Source organism: Ignatzschineria sp. PL_is040 (assembly GCF_055813795.1).
Genome location: NZ_JBVPGU010000001.1, coordinates 825,198 through 846,316, shown reverse-complemented (window position 1 = coordinate 846,316; position 21,119 = coordinate 825,198). Strand labels below are relative to the sequence as shown.

The following is a 21,119-nucleotide window of genomic DNA, read 5'->3' as shown; positions in this document are numbered from 1 at the left end:
GATAGTTAACGTGGGCGGCTTGCCCGATGATATGGCGCTAGAATTAGTCGAGCCCTTGCGAGAGCTATTTAAAGACGAAGTGCGGCAGATCGGTCTCGAGTTGGGCTTGCCCTACGATATGGTCTATCGCCACCCCTTCCCAGGGCCAGGTTTGGGCGTGCGGATACTCGGTGCGGTCAAAAAAGAATATGCTGATTTACTGCGTGAAGCCGATGCGATCTTTATCGAAGAGTTGCGTGCGGCGGGCTGGTACCACAAAACCAGTCAGGCCTTCGCTGTGTTCCTGCCAGTTAAATCAGTCGGCGTAGTGGGTGATGGTCGGCGCTACGAGTGGGTTATTGCACTGCGCGCAGTAGAAACCGTGGATTTTATGACCGCGCGCTGGGCACACTTGCCTTACGACTTGCTAGAGAAAGTCTCCAACCGCATCATCAATGAGCTCTCAGGTGTCTCTCGCGTGACCTATGACGTGAGCTCTAAACCGCCGGCGACGATTGAGTGGGAGTGACTGGCACTCACAGGCAATGTCTGGCACTGGCTGGCATCACAGCTGAGACTTCAATATCTCGCAGCTGAGCGATAAACTGTATAAAAACACAGTATCGCAAGGATGCGGATCATGCCCCAAGTGGCGGCCAGGATGGCCAGCCGGGACGAGAACACTGGTCGTTACCAGCGTCACCGGCCCGAGCAAACCCTGCTCTATCGGATCGTCGAAGAATACTACCCGACGTTCGCTGCCCATTTGGCGGCGCAGGGCAGGGAACTGCCCGGTTATGTGCAACGCGAGTTTGACGCCTACCTCAAATGCGGCCGTCTCGAACACGGCTTTCTGCGGGTGCGTTGTGAGTCGTGTCACGCTGAGCACCTGGTTGCGTTCAGCTGCAAACGTCGGGGCTTCTGTCCTAGTTGTGGCGCACGGCGTATGGCCGAAAGCGCCGCGCTACTGGTCGATGAGGTTCTGCCCGTACAGCCCATGCGCCAATGGGTACTCAGCTTTCCCTTTCAATTGCGCTTTCTGTTCGCCAGCCGGCCGGAGGTCATGGGCCGGGTGTTGGGCATCGTTTACCGCGTCATCGCCACGCATCTGGTCAAGAAAGCGGGCTATACCCACCAAGCGGCCAAGACCGGTGCCGTCACCCTGATCCAGCGTTTTGGATCGGCGCTCAATCTGAATGTTCACTTCCACATGCTGTTTCTCGACGGTGTGTATGTCGAGCAATCCCACGGCTCAGCGCGTTTCCGCTGGGTCAAGGCGCCGACCAGCCCAGAGCTCACCCAGCTGACGCACACCATCGCCCACCGGGTGGGTCGCTATCTGGAACGGCAAGGCCTGCTGGAACGGGATGTCGAAAACAGCTATCTGGCCTCGGATGCGGTGGATGACGACCCGATGACACCCCTGCTGGGGCACTCGATCACTTACCGTATCGCTGTCGGTTCACAGGCGGGGCGAAAGGTGTTCACTTTGCAAACTCTGCCGACCAGTGGTGATCCGTTCGGTGACGGGATTGGCAAGGTAGCCGGGTCCAGCCTGCACGCCGGCGTGGCGGCCAGGGCCGATGAACGCAAGAAGCTCGAACGGCTGTGCCGGTACATCAGCCGCCCGGCGGTATCCGAGAAGCGGCTGTCGTTAACACGAGGCGGCAACGTGCGCTACCAGCTCAAGACGCCGTACCGGGACGGCACCACGCACGTCATTTTCGAACCATTGGATTTCATTGCAAGGCTGGCCGCCCTGGTACCGAAGCCCAGAGTCAACCTAACCCGCTTCCACGGGGTGTTCGCACCCAACAGTCGGCACCGGGCGTTGGTCACGCCGGCAAAACGGGGCAGGGGCAACAAGGTCAGGGTGGCTGATGAACCGGCAACACCAGCACAACGGCGAGCGTCGATGACATGGGCGCAACGGCTCAAGCGTGTTTTCAATATCGACATCGAGACCTGCAGCGGCTGCGGCGGCGCCATGAAAGTCATCGCCTGCATTGAAGACCCTATAGTGATCAAGCAGATCCTTGATCACCTGAAGCACAAAGCCGAAACCAGCGGGACCAGGGCGTTACCCGAAAGCCGGGCGCCACCGGCTGAGCTGCTCCTGGGTCTGTTTGACTGACGAGCCTGAAGGCCAACGATACCAATCAAAATGCTGCGTTCACAGCGCCGCGGCAGGGATCCGCCGTGCTGGTTGTCGGAAAAGGAGCCGCTAGTGGGAAAGAGGAGGGTAAATTTTCAGCGTTGCTGGCTCCCCGTCAGCCGGATTGGGTTGCATCGCAGGGGTGTCGAAAGAGTCAACTGCGGTCCAAAGCTGTTGGACTTGGGTGAAAAGGGCGTTTATTCTTCCTATACGTTGTCGGCAGCGGGCCAAAAAGGAATACGTCCATGCCCATCGAGGTGAAACCGGCTGTGAGCGCGGGTTCAAGCATATAGCCCGACAGGCGCGTATCCTTGCCGATCACGACACGATGGCGGTGGTCACCGCGACGAAAGACACGGCCAGCCGCCATGCCGACGCGCAAGGCGGTTTCCGCCGTCATCGCGCCTTCGTTGGCTTTGCCACGAATACCGTCTGTGCCGAAATATTTGCGCACCATAAGGTCGATTATCCTGTCGTCGGGTCGCCCTCAAAGGGGACATGCCTGCTGAACCGCGAATATAGAGAAATATCCCGAATGTGCAGTTAACGAATTCTTGCGGTTTCTTTCAGCGCCGCCAATACCGCCAGCCCGTCGCGCAAGGGGCGCGGCTCGTGTGTGCGGATGAAGTCAGCTCCACCTGCGGCGGCGGCAAGCTCTGCAGCGAGTGTCGCGGCCCCGACATCCCCCGGACCACGGCCTGTGAGCGCGCGCAGAAAGGATTTGCGCGAAACAGACAGAAGCACCGGCAAATCGAAGCGCAGCCGCAATTCATCGAACCGCGCCAGCACCGAGAGCGAGGTTTCGGGAGCAGCCCCCAGAAAAAACCCCATGCCGGGATCAAGGACAAGGCGGTTGCGTTTGATACCGGCACCCGTCAGCGCCGCGATGCGCGCGTCAAAGAACGCCGCAATGTGATCCATGATGTCGCCAGCGGGTGCCTCGCGCCGATCTGCCTGCCCGTCTTGCACCGAATGCATAACGACGAGTTTGGCAGATGATTTCGCCAATTGCGGATAGAACGCAGCGTCTGGAAAACCGCGAATATCATTGAGATAGGCCACACCACGCGACAAGGCATAGGCTTGCGTCGCGGGTTGATAACTGTCGAGCGAGACGGGAATGCCATCTGCCTTGAGCGCGTCCAGCACCGGCGCGATACGCGCGATTTCTGTGTCGGACGAAACAGGCGCGGCGTCGGGATTGCTGGATGCCGGACCGAGGTCGATCACATCTGCCCCCTCGGCCATCAGCTTACGCGCCTGCGCAATGGCTGCGTCTGGCGCCAGATACCGGCCTCCATCGGAGAAACTGTCCGAGGTTATGTTGACGATGCCGAAAATGATGAGCGATTTATTCATGGGGGCTTCTATAATAATAATAATCGAGCATGAGTCTCATACGGATGCTCGGGTCGAAAGGGAATCCCCAGGCGAGTAACCTGTTTGCGGTGATCCATTAGCTGCAGGAGCAGAATAGCATACATCTGGAAGCAAAGCCAGGAAAGCGGCCTATGGAGCTGTGCGGCAGCGCTCAGTAGGCAATTTTTCAAAATATTGTTAAGCCTTTTCTGAGCATGGTATTTTTCATGGTATTACCAATTAGCAGGAAAATAAGCCATTGAATATAAAAGATAAAAATGTCTTGTTTACAATAGAGTGGGAGTAGAATGATGGATGATGAAGAGTAGTCAATATTAGATAGAATAGGTGCTAAAATCAGCGCTAAGAGATCTATAAAGAGCAGAAGATCTTATAGATCTCATAAGATAAAAAGATAAAAAGATAAAAAGAGAGGAAGTGATCATTCACTTCCTCTTTTTGTGTTGCTTGAATATGTACCAATTTAAATATGTACAGATTTAATATTGGGTTTTAATGATTATTTTTGCTCTTCCATAGAGGATTCCCAACACTCAGCACCTTTCAGCCCGGGAATATCTTCTGCTCGGAATGTGGGGTTTTTCTTCTCTTTTAATTGGCGGTAATAATCATTAGCGACCTGGAATGCAACTTTGCCGAGAATGGAGATCACCACAAGGTTAATAATGGTCATAGCACCCATAAAGAGATCCGCTAAGCTCCAGACAACGCCCATGCTCATTACAGCGCCAAACATTACCATCACTAATACTAAGAGACGATAGAAGAGTAGAGCGGTTGAACTATTTTTGATAAATTCAATATTGGTCTCTCCGTAGTAGTAGTTACCAATAATAGAGCTAAAGGCAAAGAAGAGGATTGCGAGTGCTACAAAGTATTGCGCCCATTCGCCCACCTGTTGCGCGAGGGAGTTTTGTGTTAATACGACACCATTTCCCCCATTTTCTCCAATATAGAGGCCTGAGAGGAGGATAATAAAGGCGGTGGCAGAACAGACAATAATCGTATCGAAGAAGACACCAAGGCTCTGTACTAATCCCTGTTTTGCAGGGTGGGAGACATTTGCGGTTGCCGCTGCATTAGGGACAGAACCCATACCCGCTTCATTTGAGAAGAGCCCGCGACGAGCGCCCTGCATAATCGCAACGCCTAAACCACCCCCGGCAAACTCTTTGAGTCCAAAGGCGCTATTGATGATTAACATAAACATCTCCGGTACTTGCTCAATATTAGTGATAACGACATAGAGGGCAATTCCGACATAAAAGAGTGCCATAATAGGAACACAGATCTGTGTGAAATGGACAACGCGACGGATCCCACCAAAGATAATTGCTCCGGTAGCGATTACTAAGAGTGCGCCAATGGCAATAGTATCGATACCAAAAACGGCACTAAATGATTGTGCAATAGTATTTGATTGAACAGAGTTAAAGATAAAACCAAAAGTAATGGTTAGAAGAATAGCGAAGATAACCCCTAGTTTTTCCCAACCCAGCGCCTTCTTCATGTAATATGCTGGTCCTCCACGAAAGTTATCACCATCTTTAACTTTATAGACCTGTGCTAAGGTGGATTCGATAAATGCAGTAGACATACCGATAAGCGCAATGATCCACATCCAGAAGACGGCGCCCGGTCCACCGATGGCAATAGCTAAAGCAACGCCGGCAATATTGCCTGTTCCAACGCGACTTGCCGCACTGATTGTGAAGGCTTGGAATGCAGAAACGCCATTATTTCCAGGATTCTTTTCCACCGTTAATCGAAACATCTCTTTAAAGAGGCGAATCTGGATAAAGCGGGTTTTGATGGTGAAGTAGATCCCAAGGATCAGAAGAAAGGCGACTAAAATATAGGACCAGATAAAATCATTTAATGGACCGATTAGCCAGTTAATAAAGCTCATGGTTCCTCCTTACGCTTTATATATTGATGGCAAAAAGACTCTCTAGAATATTATTTTTAGGATGATGAGTCTAGAAAAAATTGCGCTTCAAAGGGAGTGGTGAATTGATCTTAACGTTAAGTCAATCCTATTTTAATTCTGTTTAAATTCTATTGAATTCTTATTTAAGCTCTATTTAAGCCCTATTTGAGCAGGGGTTAAATACTCTTTAAATACTCTTTAAATATTCTTTAAAGAGTATTTAAAGAGTGTTTAAAGAGATTTTAGAGTAGATGATCCATAAAAAAAGAGCAACCTTAATCGGTTGCTCTTCTCCTTTATGCTCGGCTAATCACGACCTCAATAGAGCACTCAATATAGAGTGATCGATAGATGAGTGATGATTAGAGTGCTTTAATCTTCTCTAATTGTGCTTTGAGCTCTTGTAATTGATTTTCGGCATCGAGTAATTTAGCACGCTCCCCTTCGACAACAGCAGCAGGTGCTTTCTCTGTAAAGCCAGGGTTGGCTAATTTCTTGCTCAGCGCCGTGATTAAGGGCTCAATTTTGCCAATCTCTCTATTGAGGCGATTGAGCTCTTGCTCTTTATCAATTAATCCAGCAAGAGGAATCAGCAGGCGCATTTTCCCAATGACGGCAATTGCTGATTCTGGCGCATCACCCTCTACCTGTGTCATACTAGAGAGGCGTCCCATTCGCTCAAAGAAGGGCATATTTTTCTTAATATTTGCAATATCTTGTTCAGAGGCATTCTCATAGAGAACATCTAATGCTTTGCTTGGAGAGATATTCATCTCGCCTCGAATTCGGCGAACCGCTAAGAGAACATTTTGTAACCACTCAATTTCTGCTTCAAGCTTAAGATCTCGCTCTTTGGCCTCTGGGAATGGCATCACGGAGATGCTCACTTTCTCTTTGAAGCTCGGCTCAATCTCTGTCAACTTCTGCCAAATCTCTTCACTAATATAGGGCATAAAGGGATGAAGCGTCTTGAGAAGCGCATCTAATACCGAGAGTAGGTTATAGCGAGTTGCTGCTTTCTCTTCATTGCTGTAATGATCACCATTGAGAATTGGTTTTGTCAATTCAAGGTACCAGTCACAGAACTCATGCCATGTAAAATCGTAGATCGCTTGTGTTGCCAGATCGAAACGATATCCTTCAATATGGCGTCTTACCTCACTAATCATGGCGCTTAAGCGAGAGTTGATCCAGCGGTCGATATGGGAGAGTTTACTCTCATCTTTGCGGACCTCTTCACCTTCTGCATTCATAAAGACGAAACGAGAAGCATTCCAGATCTTATTACAGAAGTTTGAATATCCTTCAATACGGCCAACATCAAAGATGATATCGCGGCCATTGGTTGCAAGTGAGGTAAAGGTGAAGCGAAGCGCATCGGTCCCAAAGGCTTTAATACCATTGGGGAAGTGGCGACGAGTATCTTCTTCAATTCTTGGTGCCATCTGTGGTTGCATAAGGCCTGTTGTGCGTTTAGCAACCAGAGATTCAAGATCAATACCATCAATTAAGTCGATCGGGTCGAGGACATTTCCGCGAGATTTACTCATCTTTTGACCATCTTGGTCACGGACTAAACCATGGAAGTAGACCTCTTTAAAGGGGATCTCTTTCATAAAGTGGAGTCCAAACATGATCATTCGAGCAACCCAGAAGAAGATAATATCAAAACCCGTTACAAGAACCGAGGTGGGGTAGAAAGTTTTGAGCTCTTCAGTCTGATCGGGCCATCCTAATGTAGAGAAGGGCCAGAGTGCAGAGGAGAACCAAGTATCTAACACATCTTCATCTTGACGTAGTTGAACCGACTGATCGAGTTGATACTCTTCACGGATAGTCGCTTCATCTTTACCGGCATAGATATTACCGGCATCATCATACCAAGCAGGGATACGATGCCCCCACCAGAGTTGACGCGAGATACACCAATCTTGAATATTATTCATCCATTCAAAGTAGGTGTTTTCCCAGTTTTGAGGAATAAATTTAATATCCTTATTTTTAACAGCTTCAATGGCAGGTTTTGCTAATGTTTTGGCATCGACAAACCATTGGTCAGTTAGGTAGGGCTCAACAATCTGATTGGTCCGATCACAGCGAGGGATCATCAGCTTATGGGGTTCAATTTTTTCTAAGAGTCCTGCCTCTTCAAAATCAGCAACAATCTTTTTACGAGCATCGAAGCGATCTAGTCCGCGATAAGCTTTCGGCATATCATCATTAATTGCTGCATCATCGGTGAAGATATTGATCATCGGTAATTGATGACGAACTCCCATCTCATAGTCATTAAAGTCGTGTGCCGGGGTAATTTTGACACACCCTGTACCAAATTCAGGATCAACATAATCATCGGCAATAATCGGAATTTGACGATCACAGAAGGGGAGATCGATCATTTTACCGATATATTTTGCATAACGCTCATCTTCAGGATGAACAGCAACAGCGCTATCGCCTAACATCGTCTCAGGGCGAGTGGTTGCAACAACGATATATTCGTCAGTGCCGGCAATAGGGTAGCGAAGATGCCACATTGAGCTCTCTTCCTCTTTCGATTCCACTTCGATATCAGAAACGGCCGTTTTGAGGATAGGATCCCAGTTGACAAGACGCTTACCGCGATAGATCAATCCCTCTTTATAGAGTTCAATAAAGACCTTCTGTACTGCATCAGAGAGCCCTTCATCCATAGTAAAACGCTCACGGCTCCAATCAGGGCTTGCTCCCATGCGGCGAAGTTGTTGGGTGATATTGCCACCTGATTCCTCTTTCCATTGCCAGATCTTCTCAATAAAAGCATCACGACCAAGATCGTGGCGTGTTTGTCCTTTACCATTTAATTGGCGTTCAACCACCATCTGAGTAGCGATTCCGGCATGATCCGTTCCCGGCTGCCAAAGGGTGTTTTTGCCAAGCATTCGGTTATAACGGATCAGAAGATCCATGATCGTATCTTGGAATGCATGCCCCATATGGAGGCTGCCGGTAATATTCGGTGGGGGAATGACAATACAGTAGGGATCTTTCGTCTGATCGCCATTTGCTTTAAAGAGGTTGTTCTCTTCCCAAAATTGGTACCATTTTTTTTCAATCTGTTCTGGTTGATAGCTCTGTTTCATCTACTGTTTCCAAAGTTTTTTAAAGTTTTCTAAAGAGGTTGATAAGCGTATAAAATTACTCAAAATTATAGCATTAACTTCACCTATAGTCGCCTCTAACTGAGGGAATACCTTTTCTTTAAAGCAAAAAAAACTAGCTCGAAAGCTAGTTTTTTGCTGAGACCGGTTAATACTGGATTATTTTAAGCGGGCTTCAGTGTATAGAACGTGTTTACGAACTACTGGATCGTACTTTTTGAACTCTAACTTTTCAGTTGTAGTACGTTTGTTTTTTGTGGTCGTATAGAAATGACCTGTACCTGCTGAAGATACTAATTTAACTTTTTCTCTCATGACCTACTCCTTAGATTTTTTCGCCTTTAGCGCGAAGGTCTGCTAATACTGCGTCAATCCCTTTTTTGTCGATGGTACGAAGACCAGCTGGAGAGATACGAAGAGATACAAAGCGATTCTCGCTCTCAACCCAAAGGCGATGTACCTGAAGGTTAGGGAGGAAACGACGACGTGTTTTATTGTTTGCGTGGGAAACGTTATTACCAGACATTGGCCCTTTCCCAGTTACTTGACATACTTTGCTCATGCTTAATAACCTTGATCTTAATTGTAATATTAACCCCGGCCGCCAGCTAGAAAAACTTTGTGCGGACTGAACCCACGAATTATAGAGGAAAGCGGAGCCAATTGCAATAATTGGAGTGATCTTTCACTCATAGAAATATCGGGATTAAAGTAAATTGTGTGCCTTTTTGGCTAACAAGTCGGAAATTATACCACTTTTTTGTAAGAATTCTAGATGTTGACGGTAAGTTTGCATTCCACTTTCACGCCCCGTCTCGATATTACTAGTGATTTGCGCTAATTTATTTTCTCGAATAAGGTGTGAAATCGCGGAATTGATCACCATCACCTCGTAAAGAGCAAAGATATTTTGTTCAATGTTGATCAATTGTTGTGCAATGACGGCGAGGAGTGTCTCCGATAGTTGAATACGGACCATCTCCCGTTCCGACTCTTGATAGTAACTTAAGAGGCGATCGATCGCTTTCGGCGCGCTATTGGTGTGAAGCGTAGAGAGGACAAGATGACCCGTTTCTGCTGCCTGTAGCGCTAGATGAACGGAGGCTTTATCCCGTAATTCGCCGATAAGTATAATATCGGGATCTGCTCGCAGTGCATTTTTTAAAGCATTTTCAAAATTGGGGGTATGACGATGTAATTCACGCTGCTCAATGAGTGATTTTTGAGGTCGGTAGAGCTGTTCGATAGGATCTTCGATAGTGATAATATGTCTCTCCATCGATCGATTCACCGCTTCAATCATCGCGGCAAGTGTCGTGGATTTTCCCGAGCCTGTTGCGCCAGTAATAAGAATTAAACCACTCTTTTGTTGCAGTAGTTGCTTACAGATAGGCGGGGCATAGATCTCTTGAAGCGTTCGAATTTTATCGGGAATTAAGCGAAAGATCGCAGTTAATCCACCAAGATTTTGAAAGTAGTGTCCTCTGAGGCGGTAAGGAGAGCTTCTATTCTTATCACTCTTTTTGTCAGGATAAAAGGTATAAGCAAAATCGATAGCACCGGTGCGTTGTAGTATCTCTTTCTCTCTCTCTGATAGGATCATGAGAAGCGCCGAAGTTAAGGCTTCTTTGGAGATCTTTTTCTCCGTTAAGGGGAGGAGCTTTCCTCCTTTTCGAAGGTAAGCGGGCCGATTAGCAGAGAGATGTAGATCGGAAGCTTCTTGTTGAAATGCAGTAATAATTAGATTTTTAAGCATTAATAAACCCCCTCAAAAGATTCAGATAACGCTGATATTGAGGGGGTAAAGATAGCGATTCCTCATACATTTTGGGAATGCTTAATGGCGCGCTTGCTAGTATGCTATTGTTGGGCTATCGATGAACTACTGATAAATAGTAAAGCAGTATTCAGAAGAGGAATAACTCAATAGCAAAAATAAAACAGTCGCTAGACATTTTGAGAGCTTCTTAAGTTTCTTAAGTTTTTTAAGTTGTTAAGTTCTTAAGTTTTTAAAAGCTCTACTTTAACTGCGCTTTCATTTTACCAATAATATCTTGATAGCTTGTACCGCTATTAAAGATTGCACTGCCGGCAACAAAGGTATCTGCACCTGCTTCTGAGATCTCTTTAATATTATGCAAGTTGACGCCTCCATCAACTTCAAGCCGGATATCGAGGCCTTTGTCATCAATAATTGCGCGTAAAGTCTTTAATTTTTCTAAGCTCGAAGGGATAAATTTCTGTCCCCCAAATCCAGGATTGACACTCATCACTAACACCATATCGAGATACTCCCAAACATGATCGAGAAGTGAGATGGGTGTTGCCGGGTTGAGGACTAAACCTGCTTTGCATCCCAATGATTTGATAAGTTGTAGTGAGCGATCGACATGTAGAGATGCTTCGGGGTGAAAAGTGATATAGGTTGCGCCTGCTTTTGCAAATGCCTCAATCATACGATCTACAGGGGAGACCATTAGATGAACATCGATAGGCGCTGTCACTCCATAATCTCGAAGAGCCTGACAGATCATCGGTCCGAAAGTTAAGTTCTCGACATAATGATTATCCATCACATCAAAATGGATGATATCAGCGCCCGCAGCTAAAACCGCATCGACCTCTTCGCCTAATTTAGCAAAGTTGGCGGAGAGGATAGAGGGGGCGATCCAGTTAGGTTGTTTCATAAAGTATGCCTCTGAGCAATAGGGGATAGATATTGGTTGAATAGATGTTTTTAAATAGATACTTGTTAGAGAGGTATCGCGATCGAGATAGAATCGATCTTTCATACGTCCCATTTTATGGGAAGAGATAGAAAGAGGAGCGATAGCTAATAGTAGCGTCGCTCCTTTACTCTATCTCTATTTAAGTGCTTGTTACACAATCGATATGATTATTGATGCACGATTATTGAAGTATGATTATTGAGCCATTTTCGTTAGAACGCGATCCATTGCCGCAATTGTCTCATCAAGATCTTCATAGCTATGTGCGCTAGAGAGAAATCCCGCTTCAAATGCGCTAGGTGCTAGATAGATCCCCTCTTCAAGAAGTCCGTGGTAGAACTTCTGGAAGAAGTCGATATCCGATTTTGTGGCATCAGCATAGCTCTTGACTTCATCATTGGTGAAGAAGAGGCCAAACATTCCACAGACATGATTTGTCGAGAGTGGGCGTTGATGTTTAGCGAAAACGGCTTTGATGCCATCGATGAGATAATCGGTCTTCGCTTTGAGATCTTCATAGAAGCCCTCTTTTGAGATCAACTCTAAGGTTTTAATACCTGCTGCCATCGCAACGGGGTTTCCAGAGAGCGTTCCTGCCTGATAGACAGCTCCATTAGGGGAGAGATGATCCATAATCTCTTTTTTACCACCAAAAGCGCCGACCGGCATGCCGCCACCAATCACCTTCCCAAAAGTGGAGAGATCGGGGGTGACGCCATAGAGACCTTGCGCCGAATGTTTATCGACACGAAAACCGGTCATCACTTCATCGATAATAAAGAGCGCGCCATGTTGGTCGCAACACTCACGAATGGTCTCTAAAAAACCTGGTTGTGGTGGAATACAGTTCATATTGCCGGCAATGGGCTCTACGATAACGCAAGCAATTTCATCACCATACTTTGCAAAAGCCTCTTTTACTGCTTCTGGGTTATTATATTCAATGACAATGGTATGTTGTGTTAAGTCAGCAGGAACACCAGGAGAAGAGGGCTCTCCAAATGTAAGAAGGCCAGAACCTGCTTTGACCAATAGAGAGTCAGAATGTCCGTGGTAGCAACCTTCAAATTTTACGATTTTATCGCGGCCGGTATAGCCTCTTGCTAGGCGAATAGCGCTCATGGTCGCTTCAGTTCCTGAGCTGACCATTCGAACCTGATCCATCGAAGGAACAAGCTCTAATACCTTTTTAGCAAGTACTGTCTCTGAAACAGTAGGGGCTCCAAATGAGAGTCCATTTTTTGCCGTCTCCATGACAGCTTCAATCACTTCAGGATGTGCATGACCTACAATCATCGGCCCCCATGAGCCGACATAGTCAATATATTTTTTGCCTGCCTCATCATAGACATAAGCACCTTCCCCTTTCTTGAAGAAGACGGGGGCGCCTCCAACCTGTTTAAAAGCGCGAACGGGGGAGTTGACGCCACCTGGAATATATTTCTGTGCGTCGCGATATAATTCGTCAAATTGACTCATAAGTTGATGTCCCTTTAGTAGATTAGATGTGACAAATAAGCGAGTCTTTATTATGGAACTAAATTCCTATTTGTTCAACAGGCGGAAATTCACTACAATAGCGGAAGTTATTAATCAGAAGGAATAAGTATGATCGCTGAAGTGAAAGATAAATTAGTGACAGGATTAGATGAGATTAAAGCAATTAATCCTGTGGCATTTGATGTAGAGGGTCTTGTGAGTTATGCCGATTGGGTTGTGATCGCCTCTGCAAACTCAGGGCCACACCTTAAAGCTTTAGTGCGTAAGGCAGAAGAGGTAATGCTCAAAGAGGGAATTAAACCGATCGGTGTAGAGGGTATCAATGCCGCTTCTGATTGGGTATTAATCGATTTTGGAGATATCGTTCTTCATCTCTTAACAGAAGAGAAACGTGATTTTTATAATCTCGAAAAGATCTTTATGCGCGCTGATGCATAGAGATGGATCTGTAAATAGGAATCGAAAGAATGATTGTCTATCTTATTGCTGTAGGTAGCAATATGCCCAACTGGGTCAAGATGGGATTTGAAGAGTATGCCGGGCGCCTTCGACATGATGTTGAATTGAAACTGATCGAAGTGCCGGCACTCGTGCGCAAAAAGAATGCTGATGTCAAACGTATCCTTAAAGAGGAGGGGGAGAAGCTCTTAAAGGCGATCCCTAAAAATACCTTGATCGTCGGTCTTGATGTTGTCGGTCGTGAGATGACAACAATGGATCTGAGTAAGCGCTTGGAGTCCTGGATGCAATCGGGGCAAGATGTGGCACTTTTAGTGGGAGGACCTGAAGGCTTCTCACCAGAGATTAAGGCGCTTTTTCAACAATCGATCTCACTCTCTAAATTAACGCTACCCCATCCTATGGTGCGGGTTTTAGTGGCAGAGCAACTCTTTAGAGCTTGGAGCATTATTAATAATCATCCTTACCATCGAGAGTAGTTGATGTAAGTTTTAAGACTCAGCCTAACATTTTGAGTGTCGCGAAGAGCGATTACAAAGAGCGATTACAAAGAACAATTAAAGAGTAATAGAAGTAGATAAAGATCGATGATTTTCGATGAAAAGTGTTGGAAAGCAATCATTTAATTGATGGATCGATTCAATTGTCAATTCTCTTAAATTTTTGACAAAACATTGAGCTTTAAAACAGCTAGTTACATTATATTTCAAAGAGATAACCTGTTTGACATTAGGTCATTCAGGCTTTTTTATCTTTTTTTGATATGATTGAGATCAGGATTGTGACAAATATATAATATCTTTTCTGATTTACGATCGATCTTCATCGATTGATCCTCATTTTTTAGCAAAAGAGCATATTTTTAAAAGCATTCCTATCAGTAATATTAGGGAATTCTGTTGTGATATAGAGAGCAACAGAGAGAACTATAATGATAAAAAAAATCGCTGCAATTTTAGATGCAGAAAGTGTTTATTAGGTATTGAGCTAGTATTGGATTGGTATTGAGTTGGCATTGAGTTGGCATTGAGATATCTATTCGTTAAATTGTGGGTTGATATTGTTCACTGATAGATTCAAGTTGCAAGAATTCAATCTTAAAGATATCCGGTTGATATCACTACGGTATCTTCACAACCATATCTATAACAACACTAGATAATAGCACTAGATAACAGCACTCGTTTATAGCAACACTATTTATAGCGATATCTCATAGATAGGTAACCTGTAAGTAGGTGGTTTCTAAACAAGTAGTTAATAAACCAGTAGTTAATAAATAAGTAGTTAATAAACAAAAAACTTATCAATCAATTATAAAAACTCATAAAAAAGAGATAAAAAGAGATGATAACAGATTCTTATGCCTTTTAGTGGTTTCTGTTGCTTTTACCTTTTCGCGATCAACTTTAACATCTAGTGTTGAAAGTTAGATGGTCGATAGAGGTAAAAGTGCCGGAAAAATAGAGGTGAAATCTGTTATATCGATCATTTTATAGAGCAAAAATAGAAGAGGGAATATGAAGTTTATAAAGAAGATGACTTATCTCTCTCTCTTGAGTCTGTTGCCGTTTGTCAGCAATGCAGATGAAGGGGAGAAGATCTATATGAAGGGGGGTGAAAACCCAATGGCCATCGCTTGTATGACATGCCATGGCATGAATGGCGAAGGGTTAGCTGCGGCAGGATATCCAAGTGTTGCCGGAAAATCAGCGGTCTATCTTGCAAAGCAGGTCAATGATTTTAAAGAGGGGAACCGCACACATCCTGTTATGGATGGTGTTGCAAAAGCGCTTTCTGAAGATGAGATTACAGAAGTGGCGCTCTATATGCAGAACTTACCGGCACCTAATGTTCCTAATATTCCTCGTTCAACACAACCGACAGATGTTGGGAGCCAATTAGCACTTCGTGGAGATTGGAGCCGCAATATTCCCGAATGTATTGCTTGTCACGGCCCTGCCGGTGTCGGTGTTGGCGATGCTTTCCCTAAATTAGCAGGTCAGAGTCAGCTCTACATTATTAACCAGATGAATGCATGGAAAAATGGAACGCGTAAGAATGATGAGAATGATCTTATGGGGCATATTGCGCGTTCTCTTAATGAAGATGAGATTCAAGCAGTTGCGACCTATTTTTCAAATTTAGGAACGGTGGGGAAATAAGATATGAAAAAGATTTTGATAGCATCGACGCTGGCACTTCTCTTTTCACCAGCGCTCTTAGCACAGACAGCACCTGTCTCAATGGAAGATCAATCACAGCTTCCTCAAGCACCTAAAAAAGCAGAGGGTGAAACATATCATCAGCCGCCTAGTGATAGTGAAATTCCTAATAATGCTTTTGGTGACATGATTCGTAAAGGGCAGGCGATCTTTATCGATACAAAACGTCAAGTTCCTGAATATGTGGGCAATGGTATGAATTGTGTTAACTGCCACATGGATCAGGGAAAGATGCCCAATGCTGCGCCATTATGGGGTGCTTATACGATGTATCCCGCTTATCGTAGTAAGAATGATAAGGTCAATACTTATGCGGAGCGAATTCAAGGATGCTTTGAATTTAGTATGAATGGAACCCCGCCACCGGCAGATAGTGAAGCAATGACTGCATTGATCACCTATTCCTATTGGTTAGCAAAAGGGGCGCCAACAGGGGTATCGCTCCCAGGTCGTGGCTATCCTGAAGTGTCTCAACCGAAGGATGGTTATAGCATTGAGCGAGGCGAGATTGTCTATAAAGAGAATTGCGCAATTTGTCATGGTAATGATGGATTAGGTCAGAAAGTGGATGATCACTATGTCTTCCCACCACTTTGGGGACCAGACTCCTTCAACTGGGGTGCGGGAATGCATCGTATCAACACAGCTGCGGACTTTATCAAGGCTAATATGCCATTAGGTAAAGGGGGATCATTAACTGATCAAGAAGCATGGGATGTAGCGGCATTTATGAATAGTCATGAACGCCCCCAAGATCCTCGAATCATTGATGGTTCAGTAGAGAAGACTCGTGAGAAGTATCATGCCAATGATGGTGTGAACCTCTACGGTGTTGAGGTGAATGGCAAGATTTTAGGTCAAGGTATCTAAAGAAAGTATCATACATCCATCAAGCCCTATTTTAGGAGTAAAAGATTGAGAAGGCCCCATAGCGATATTAAAGCTATGGGGCCTTTTTTATCTCTTTTTCGCGGAAATTTTAGGCAGAAATTTATAAGGAATTTTTGAAGTAGATCAGGAAGGGGCTCCGCAGTTTTGCTATCGTTAATCCATGTTTCTTTATAGAAAGTAAAATTTAAATAACAAAATTGAATTTGTATTAAAAATAAAATGAGGGAAAAGACTCAGGGGAATCGATAACTAGTGGTCGATTGAGTATTTATCTATGAATTCATTGAGAGGAGAGAATATGCCAAGTTATATAGCAGAGCTGATAGGAACCGCAGTGATGATTCTTTTTGGAGGAGGTGTTGTTGCAAACGTCGTCCTCAATCGGTCAAAAGCGGCTGGTGGTGGTTGGATTGTGATTATTATGGGATGGGGATTTGCCGTAATGCTCGCAATCTATGCGGTTGGGAAATATAGTGGTGGGCATTTTAATCCTGCAGTAACGGTGGGATTAGCGATTGCCGGAAAGTTTCCTTGGGTTCATGTTATCGGCTATATCATCGGACAGATGTTAGGAGCGATGTTAGGGGCATACCTTGTTTGGCGCCACTTTAAGCCACACTTTGCGGTGACAGAAAATGCGATTGCAAAGCGAGATATCTTCTGTACAACGCCGGCAATTGAGGATTATCCCAATAACGTTATTTCCGAGATTATTGGTACTGCCATTTTAATGTTTGCCATTCTTTTTGTCGGTATTAATGAGTTTACCGGTGGATTGCAACCTGTCGTTGTTGGTTTCCTAATTATGGCGATTGGTCTTAGTTTAGGGGGAACAACAGGATATGCGATTAACCCCGCTCGTGATTTAGGGCCTCGAATTATGCATGCATTACTGCCTATTCCCGGGAAGACAGATTCAAACTGGGGATATGCATTTGTACCTGTATTAGGGCCAATGGTGGGGACAATTTTAGGAGCAGGGCTCTACGGACTCTTCTATCGAGAAGGTGCCGGTAATACGATGGGGATTTTTGAGAGTCTCATTTGGCTTATGATTGGGGTGGGCGCTATGTGGGCGCTTCTTCGTTATGCTCGAAAAAGAGGGGAAAAAGCAGACTCTTTGGAGGTTAGTCCTGATCAATATTAATGGTATTAGGCGCTACTCTACCGACACTAGTGAGAGTGAGTGATAGTAATCGATAGTGATCGGTATCGAGAGAGAATAGAAGTGAAAGTGAAAACAAAAAGAAGCAAAAAAGAAGCAGAAAGAAGTATAAGAGAAGTAAAAGAAGTAAAAGAAGTAAAAAAGTAATGAGTAGAGTGATGAGGATTGCTCTTTAACGCGCAATAATATTGGCTTGAGATCTCATCATGATAATAGAATCGATAAAAGGAGCCGCTATGCAAAAGTATGTAATGGCAATTGACCAAGGAACCACAAGTACCCGCGCAATTATCTTCGATAAAATAGGAAATATCAAAGGGACATCTCAGAAAGAGTTTCGGCAAATATTCCCTCAGCCAGGTTGGGTCGAGCATGATCCAACAGAGATTTGGGCCTCTGTCTTATCGGTAATTACTGAAGTTTTAGCGGAAAATAGTATCAGTCCTAAGCAGATTGCAACTATCGGTATTACCAATCAGCGAGAGACCACCGTTATCTGGGATAAAGTAACGGGGTTACCGATCTATAATGCGCTTGTATGGCAATCGAGACAGACAGAAAAGATCTGTGATTCATTGCGAAAAGCAGGGCATGAAGAGGCCTTTAGAGCAAAGACGGGCTTATTGATTGATCCCTATTTCTCCGGAACAAAAGCTGCTTGGATTTTAGATCGAGTCGAGGGCGCACGTAAGCGTGCAGAACGTGGGGAGTTACTCTTTGGAACGATCGATACTTGGATTATCTGGAAATTGACAGGAGGGGCGGCGCATGTGACCGATTACTCCAATGCAAGTCGTACCTTGATGTATAACATCTATGATCTGAAATGGGATGAAGAGTTACTTGAGCTTCTCAATGTGCCGGCATCTATTTTGCCAAAAGTCTGCTCCTCCTCAGAAATTTATGGAACAACATCACCGCAACACTTTTTTGGGGAAGAGGTGACAATCTCGGGAGCTGCTGGGGATCAGCAAGCAGCACTCTTTGGGCAAGCCTGTTTTAAAGAGGGAATGGCTAAAAATACCTATGGAACGGGCTGTTTTATGTTGATGAATACAGGAGAGAAGCAGGTTCGTTCCGATAATGGACTATTGACGACATTAGCATGGGGGATCGATGGTAAAGTCCAATATGCGCTAGAAGGATCGATCTTCGTTGCAGGGTCGGCGGTACAATGGCTTAGAGATGGGTTGAGAATGTTTCAGCGAGCAGATCTCTCTGAAGGATATGCAAATCGTGTCGATTCCACCAATGGTGTCTATGTTGTGCCGGCATTTGTGGGCTTAGGAACCCCTTACTGGGATCCCGATGCGCGTGGAGCGATCTTTGGTATTACCCGAGGAACAGAGAAGGAGCACTTTATCCGTGCGACATTGGAGTCGATCGCTTATCAAGCGTGTGATGTTCTAAAAGCGATGGAGCAAGATGCTGGGCTTGAGCTTAGCTCATTACGAGTCGATGGTGGCGCTTCCCTCAATAACTTTTTGATGCAGTTCCAGAGTGATATTTTAGGGGTAGAGGTTGATCGACCTAAGATTAGTGAAACAACGGCGCTTGGTGCCGCTTATCTTGCCGGGCTTGCTGTCGGTTATTGGGAATCCATAGATGAGATTGATCAGATCTGGGCTTTAGATCAGAAATATCAACCTGTTATGGATGATGAGACTCGCCAAGGACTCTATCGCGGCTGGAAGTGTGCAATTAAAGCAACCCAAGCTTTTAAAGTTGATTCGTGCGAGTGATCAGAGTGCGATAAAATAGATCTTTGAGAAGTGGTAGAAGATCTACTGCTTCTCTCATTTTGAATATCGATACATTGTGATGTATCAAAAGGAGTAACTTATGAGGTTTTCAGCTTTAGATCGACAAGAAATTATTGAGAAGCTCGAAGCGGAAACATATGATGTTGTGGTCATTGGTGGCGGAATTACAGGTGCCGGAATTGCGTTAGATGCATCACAGAGAGGGATGAAGGTCGCTCTAGTAGAGATGCAAGATTTTGCTGCCGGGACAAGTAGCCGTTCTACCAAACTGATTCATGGCGGCTTACGTTACTTAAAGCAGTTACAGATCTCTGTAGTCCGTAATTCTGGCCGTGAACGAGCCGTAGTTTATGAGAATGGTCCACATGTGACAACGCCGGAGTGGATGTTGCTTCCTCTTCATAAGGGGGGGACATTTGGTCCATTTTCCACCTCTATCGGTCTGATGATGTATGACTTTTTAGCCGGCGTAAAACGGGATGAGCGCCGAACGATGTTGAGTCGAGAAGAGACCATTAAAAAAGCGCCTCTTGTAAAGCAAGAGGGATTGATCGGTGCCGGTTACTATGTTGAGTATCGTACAGATGATGCGCGCTTAACGATTGAGGTGATGAAGAAAGCGATAGAGCTGGGTGCTACAGTACTCAATTATGCAAAAGCGACCCACTTTCTCTACGATGATAAAAACCGCGTCAGCGGTATAGAAGCAACTGATCTTGTGACGGATCACGCTCTTACGATCAAGGCGAAAAAGGTGATCAATGCGACAGGCCCCTGGGTTGATGAGATGCGGAAGCTCGATCGTGGGAAGGCCAATAATAAGCATCTACGTTTAACAAAAGGGATCCATTTAGTGGTGGATCAAGCACACTTTCCTCTTAAACAAGCGGTCTACTTCGATACTGAGAATGATAAACGAATGATCTTCGCAGTTCCGCGTGATGGTAAAACCTATATCGGAACAACGGATACAGTCTATGAGGCCGATAAAGCGCATCCTATTGCAACAGCGGCAGATCGGGATTACATCTTAGATGCAGTGAACTATATGTTCCCAACTATCAAACTAGGTAAAGAGCATATTGAATCTTCATGGGCTGGCATTCGCCCGCTTATTTGGGAAGAGGGGAAAAATCCATCGGAGATCTCGCGAAAAGATGAGATTTGGGAATCTGATACCGGTCTTTTAACGATTGCCGGAGGTAAATTAACGGGCTATCGTCATATGGCTGAGGAGATCGTCGATCGTTTAAGTGACGTTTTAAAGCGAGATTACAATTTAAGTTTTGCCGGCTGCCGAACAAAGCATCTGCCTGTGTCAGGGGGGGATGTGGGAGGATCGGCACAATTTCCTGCTTATGTTAAAGCGCAGACTCAATATGGAATCGATGCGGGTTTAAATGAGGCCGAGAGCCACTTTATTGCACGCTATTACGGGACAAATTCTAAGATTCTTTTTGATCACTTTAAAGAAACTCCCTACCAAGATACGCCTGAATTATCGCGGCTTACGGCACTTCGACTCTGGTATGCGCTCAATTATGAAGGCATTCTCTATCCTGATGATTTCTTGATTCGTCGAACAGGGAATCTCTTTTTCAATATCGATGCTGTTAAGCAGGAAAAGCATGCAGTTATTGCGAAGATGGCAGAAGCTTTCGCTTGGGATGAAGAGCAGAAGCAGGCGATGGAGGTGCGAGTGGATCAATATATAGCAGATACCGCTGCCTTCCCGGTGCTTTAGTTAAATTTTAAGTTAAGCTTTAAGTCTAGTTATAAGTCTAGCTATAAGTTTAACTCCTA

General features: G+C 45.2%; 16 protein-coding genes and 2 pseudogenes. 9 read left to right on the top strand and 9 right to left on the bottom strand.

Going from position 1 to position 21,119, the window contains the following annotated elements:
* Nucleotides 1-7 precede the first annotated feature (7 nt).
* Nucleotides 8-508 (top strand): annotated as a pseudogene (locus AC0SAP_RS03535) (GMP synthase (glutamine-hydrolyzing)); the annotation flags it as partial.
* Between the two features lie 111 nt (nt 509-619).
* Entirely contained in the window at nt 620-2,113 is a 1,494-nt protein-coding gene (locus AC0SAP_RS03530) for a transposase (protein WP_473382964.1), read from the top strand.
* A 235-nt stretch (nt 2,114-2,348) separates the two neighbouring features.
* On the opposite strand, the pseudogene AC0SAP_RS03525 reads toward AC0SAP_RS03530, so the two are convergent.
* From AC0SAP_RS03525 to hemL, 9 genes and pseudogenes are all read right to left on the bottom strand, one after another.
* Nucleotides 2,349-2,591 (bottom strand): annotated as a pseudogene (locus AC0SAP_RS03525) (phosphoglucosamine mutase); the annotation flags it as partial.
* Between the two features lie 86 nt (nt 2,592-2,677).
* The gene (sul2, locus tag AC0SAP_RS03520) at nt 2,678-3,493 is read right to left on the bottom strand and encodes a sulfonamide-resistant dihydropteroate synthase Sul2 (RefSeq protein ID WP_001043260.1); all 816 of its coding nucleotides are present in this window, start codon (nt 3,491-3,493) and stop codon (nt 2,678-2,680) included.
* Between the two features lie 520 nt (nt 3,494-4,013).
* Complete coding sequence (locus AC0SAP_RS03515; protein WP_473382960.1) at nt 4,014-5,423, bottom strand: alanine/glycine:cation symporter family protein; 1,410 nt, start codon at nt 5,421-5,423, stop codon at nt 4,014-4,016.
* 383 nt (nt 5,424-5,806) lie between these two features.
* Nucleotides 5,807-8,566 (bottom strand): valine--tRNA ligase, encoded by a 2,760-nt coding sequence (locus AC0SAP_RS03510; RefSeq protein ID WP_473382958.1) that lies wholly within the window; start codon nt 8,564-8,566, stop codon nt 5,807-5,809.
* Between the two features lie 177 nt (nt 8,567-8,743).
* On the bottom strand, nt 8,744-8,899 hold the full coding sequence (rpmG, locus tag AC0SAP_RS03505) for a 50S ribosomal protein L33 (RefSeq protein WP_026879695.1): 156 nt from the start codon (nt 8,897-8,899) through the stop codon (nt 8,744-8,746).
* 10 nt (nt 8,900-8,909) lie between these two features.
* The gene (gene rpmB, locus AC0SAP_RS03500) at nt 8,910-9,146 is read right to left on the bottom strand and encodes a 50S ribosomal protein L28 (protein ID WP_094566915.1); all 237 of its coding nucleotides are present in this window, start codon (nt 9,144-9,146) and stop codon (nt 8,910-8,912) included.
* 144 nt (nt 9,147-9,290) lie between these two features.
* Nucleotides 9,291-10,340 carry a type IV pilus twitching motility protein PilT gene (locus tag AC0SAP_RS03495; protein ID WP_473382956.1) on the bottom strand — a complete coding sequence of 350 codons (1,050 nt, stop codon included), beginning with the start codon at nt 10,338-10,340 and terminating at the stop codon, nt 9,291-9,293.
* A gap of 262 nt (nt 10,341-10,602) precedes the next feature.
* On the bottom strand, nt 10,603-11,271 hold the full coding sequence (gene rpe / locus AC0SAP_RS03490; RefSeq protein ID WP_094566917.1) for a ribulose-phosphate 3-epimerase: 669 nt from the start codon (nt 11,269-11,271) through the stop codon (nt 10,603-10,605).
* 237 nt (nt 11,272-11,508) lie between these two features.
* On the bottom strand, nt 11,509-12,792 hold the full coding sequence (gene hemL, locus AC0SAP_RS03485) for a glutamate-1-semialdehyde 2,1-aminomutase (RefSeq protein ID WP_473382954.1): 1,284 nt from the start codon (nt 12,790-12,792) through the stop codon (nt 11,509-11,511).
* Nucleotides 12,793-12,921: 129 nt separating this feature from the next.
* Between hemL and rsfS the strand changes: the two genes are divergently transcribed.
* The 7 genes from rsfS (at nt 12,922) to AC0SAP_RS03450 (ending at nt 21,060) form a co-directional block, all read left to right on the top strand.
* A complete protein-coding gene (gene rsfS, locus AC0SAP_RS03480; RefSeq protein ID WP_094566919.1) occupies nt 12,922-13,251 on the top strand; it encodes a ribosome silencing factor in 330 nt (109 codons plus the stop codon).
* Between the two features lie 29 nt (nt 13,252-13,280).
* Complete coding sequence (gene rlmH, locus AC0SAP_RS03475) at nt 13,281-13,751, top strand: 23S rRNA (pseudouridine(1915)-N(3))-methyltransferase RlmH (RefSeq protein ID WP_094566920.1); 471 nt, start codon at nt 13,281-13,283, stop codon at nt 13,749-13,751.
* A 1,041-nt stretch (nt 13,752-14,792) separates the two neighbouring features.
* Nucleotides 14,793-15,437 (top strand): c-type cytochrome, encoded by a 645-nt coding sequence (locus AC0SAP_RS03470; RefSeq protein ID WP_094566921.1) that lies wholly within the window; start codon nt 14,793-14,795, stop codon nt 15,435-15,437.
* Nucleotides 15,438-15,440: 3 nt separating this feature from the next.
* Nucleotides 15,441-16,367 (top strand): c-type cytochrome, encoded by a 927-nt coding sequence (locus tag AC0SAP_RS03465; RefSeq protein WP_473382952.1) that lies wholly within the window; start codon nt 15,441-15,443, stop codon nt 16,365-16,367.
* A gap of 319 nt (nt 16,368-16,686) precedes the next feature.
* A complete protein-coding gene (locus tag AC0SAP_RS03460; RefSeq protein WP_094566923.1) occupies nt 16,687-17,535 on the top strand; it encodes an MIP/aquaporin family protein in 849 nt (282 codons plus the stop codon).
* Nucleotides 17,536-17,789: 254 nt separating this feature from the next.
* The gene (glpK, locus tag AC0SAP_RS03455) at nt 17,790-19,295 is read left to right on the top strand and encodes a glycerol kinase GlpK (protein ID WP_473382950.1); all 1,506 of its coding nucleotides are present in this window, start codon (nt 17,790-17,792) and stop codon (nt 19,293-19,295) included.
* A 100-nt stretch (nt 19,296-19,395) separates the two neighbouring features.
* Nucleotides 19,396-21,060 carry a glycerol-3-phosphate dehydrogenase/oxidase gene (locus AC0SAP_RS03450; RefSeq protein ID WP_473382949.1) on the top strand — a complete coding sequence of 555 codons (1,665 nt, stop codon included), beginning with the start codon at nt 19,396-19,398 and terminating at the stop codon, nt 21,058-21,060.
* The last annotated feature ends 59 nt before the right edge of the window (nt 21,061-21,119 follow it).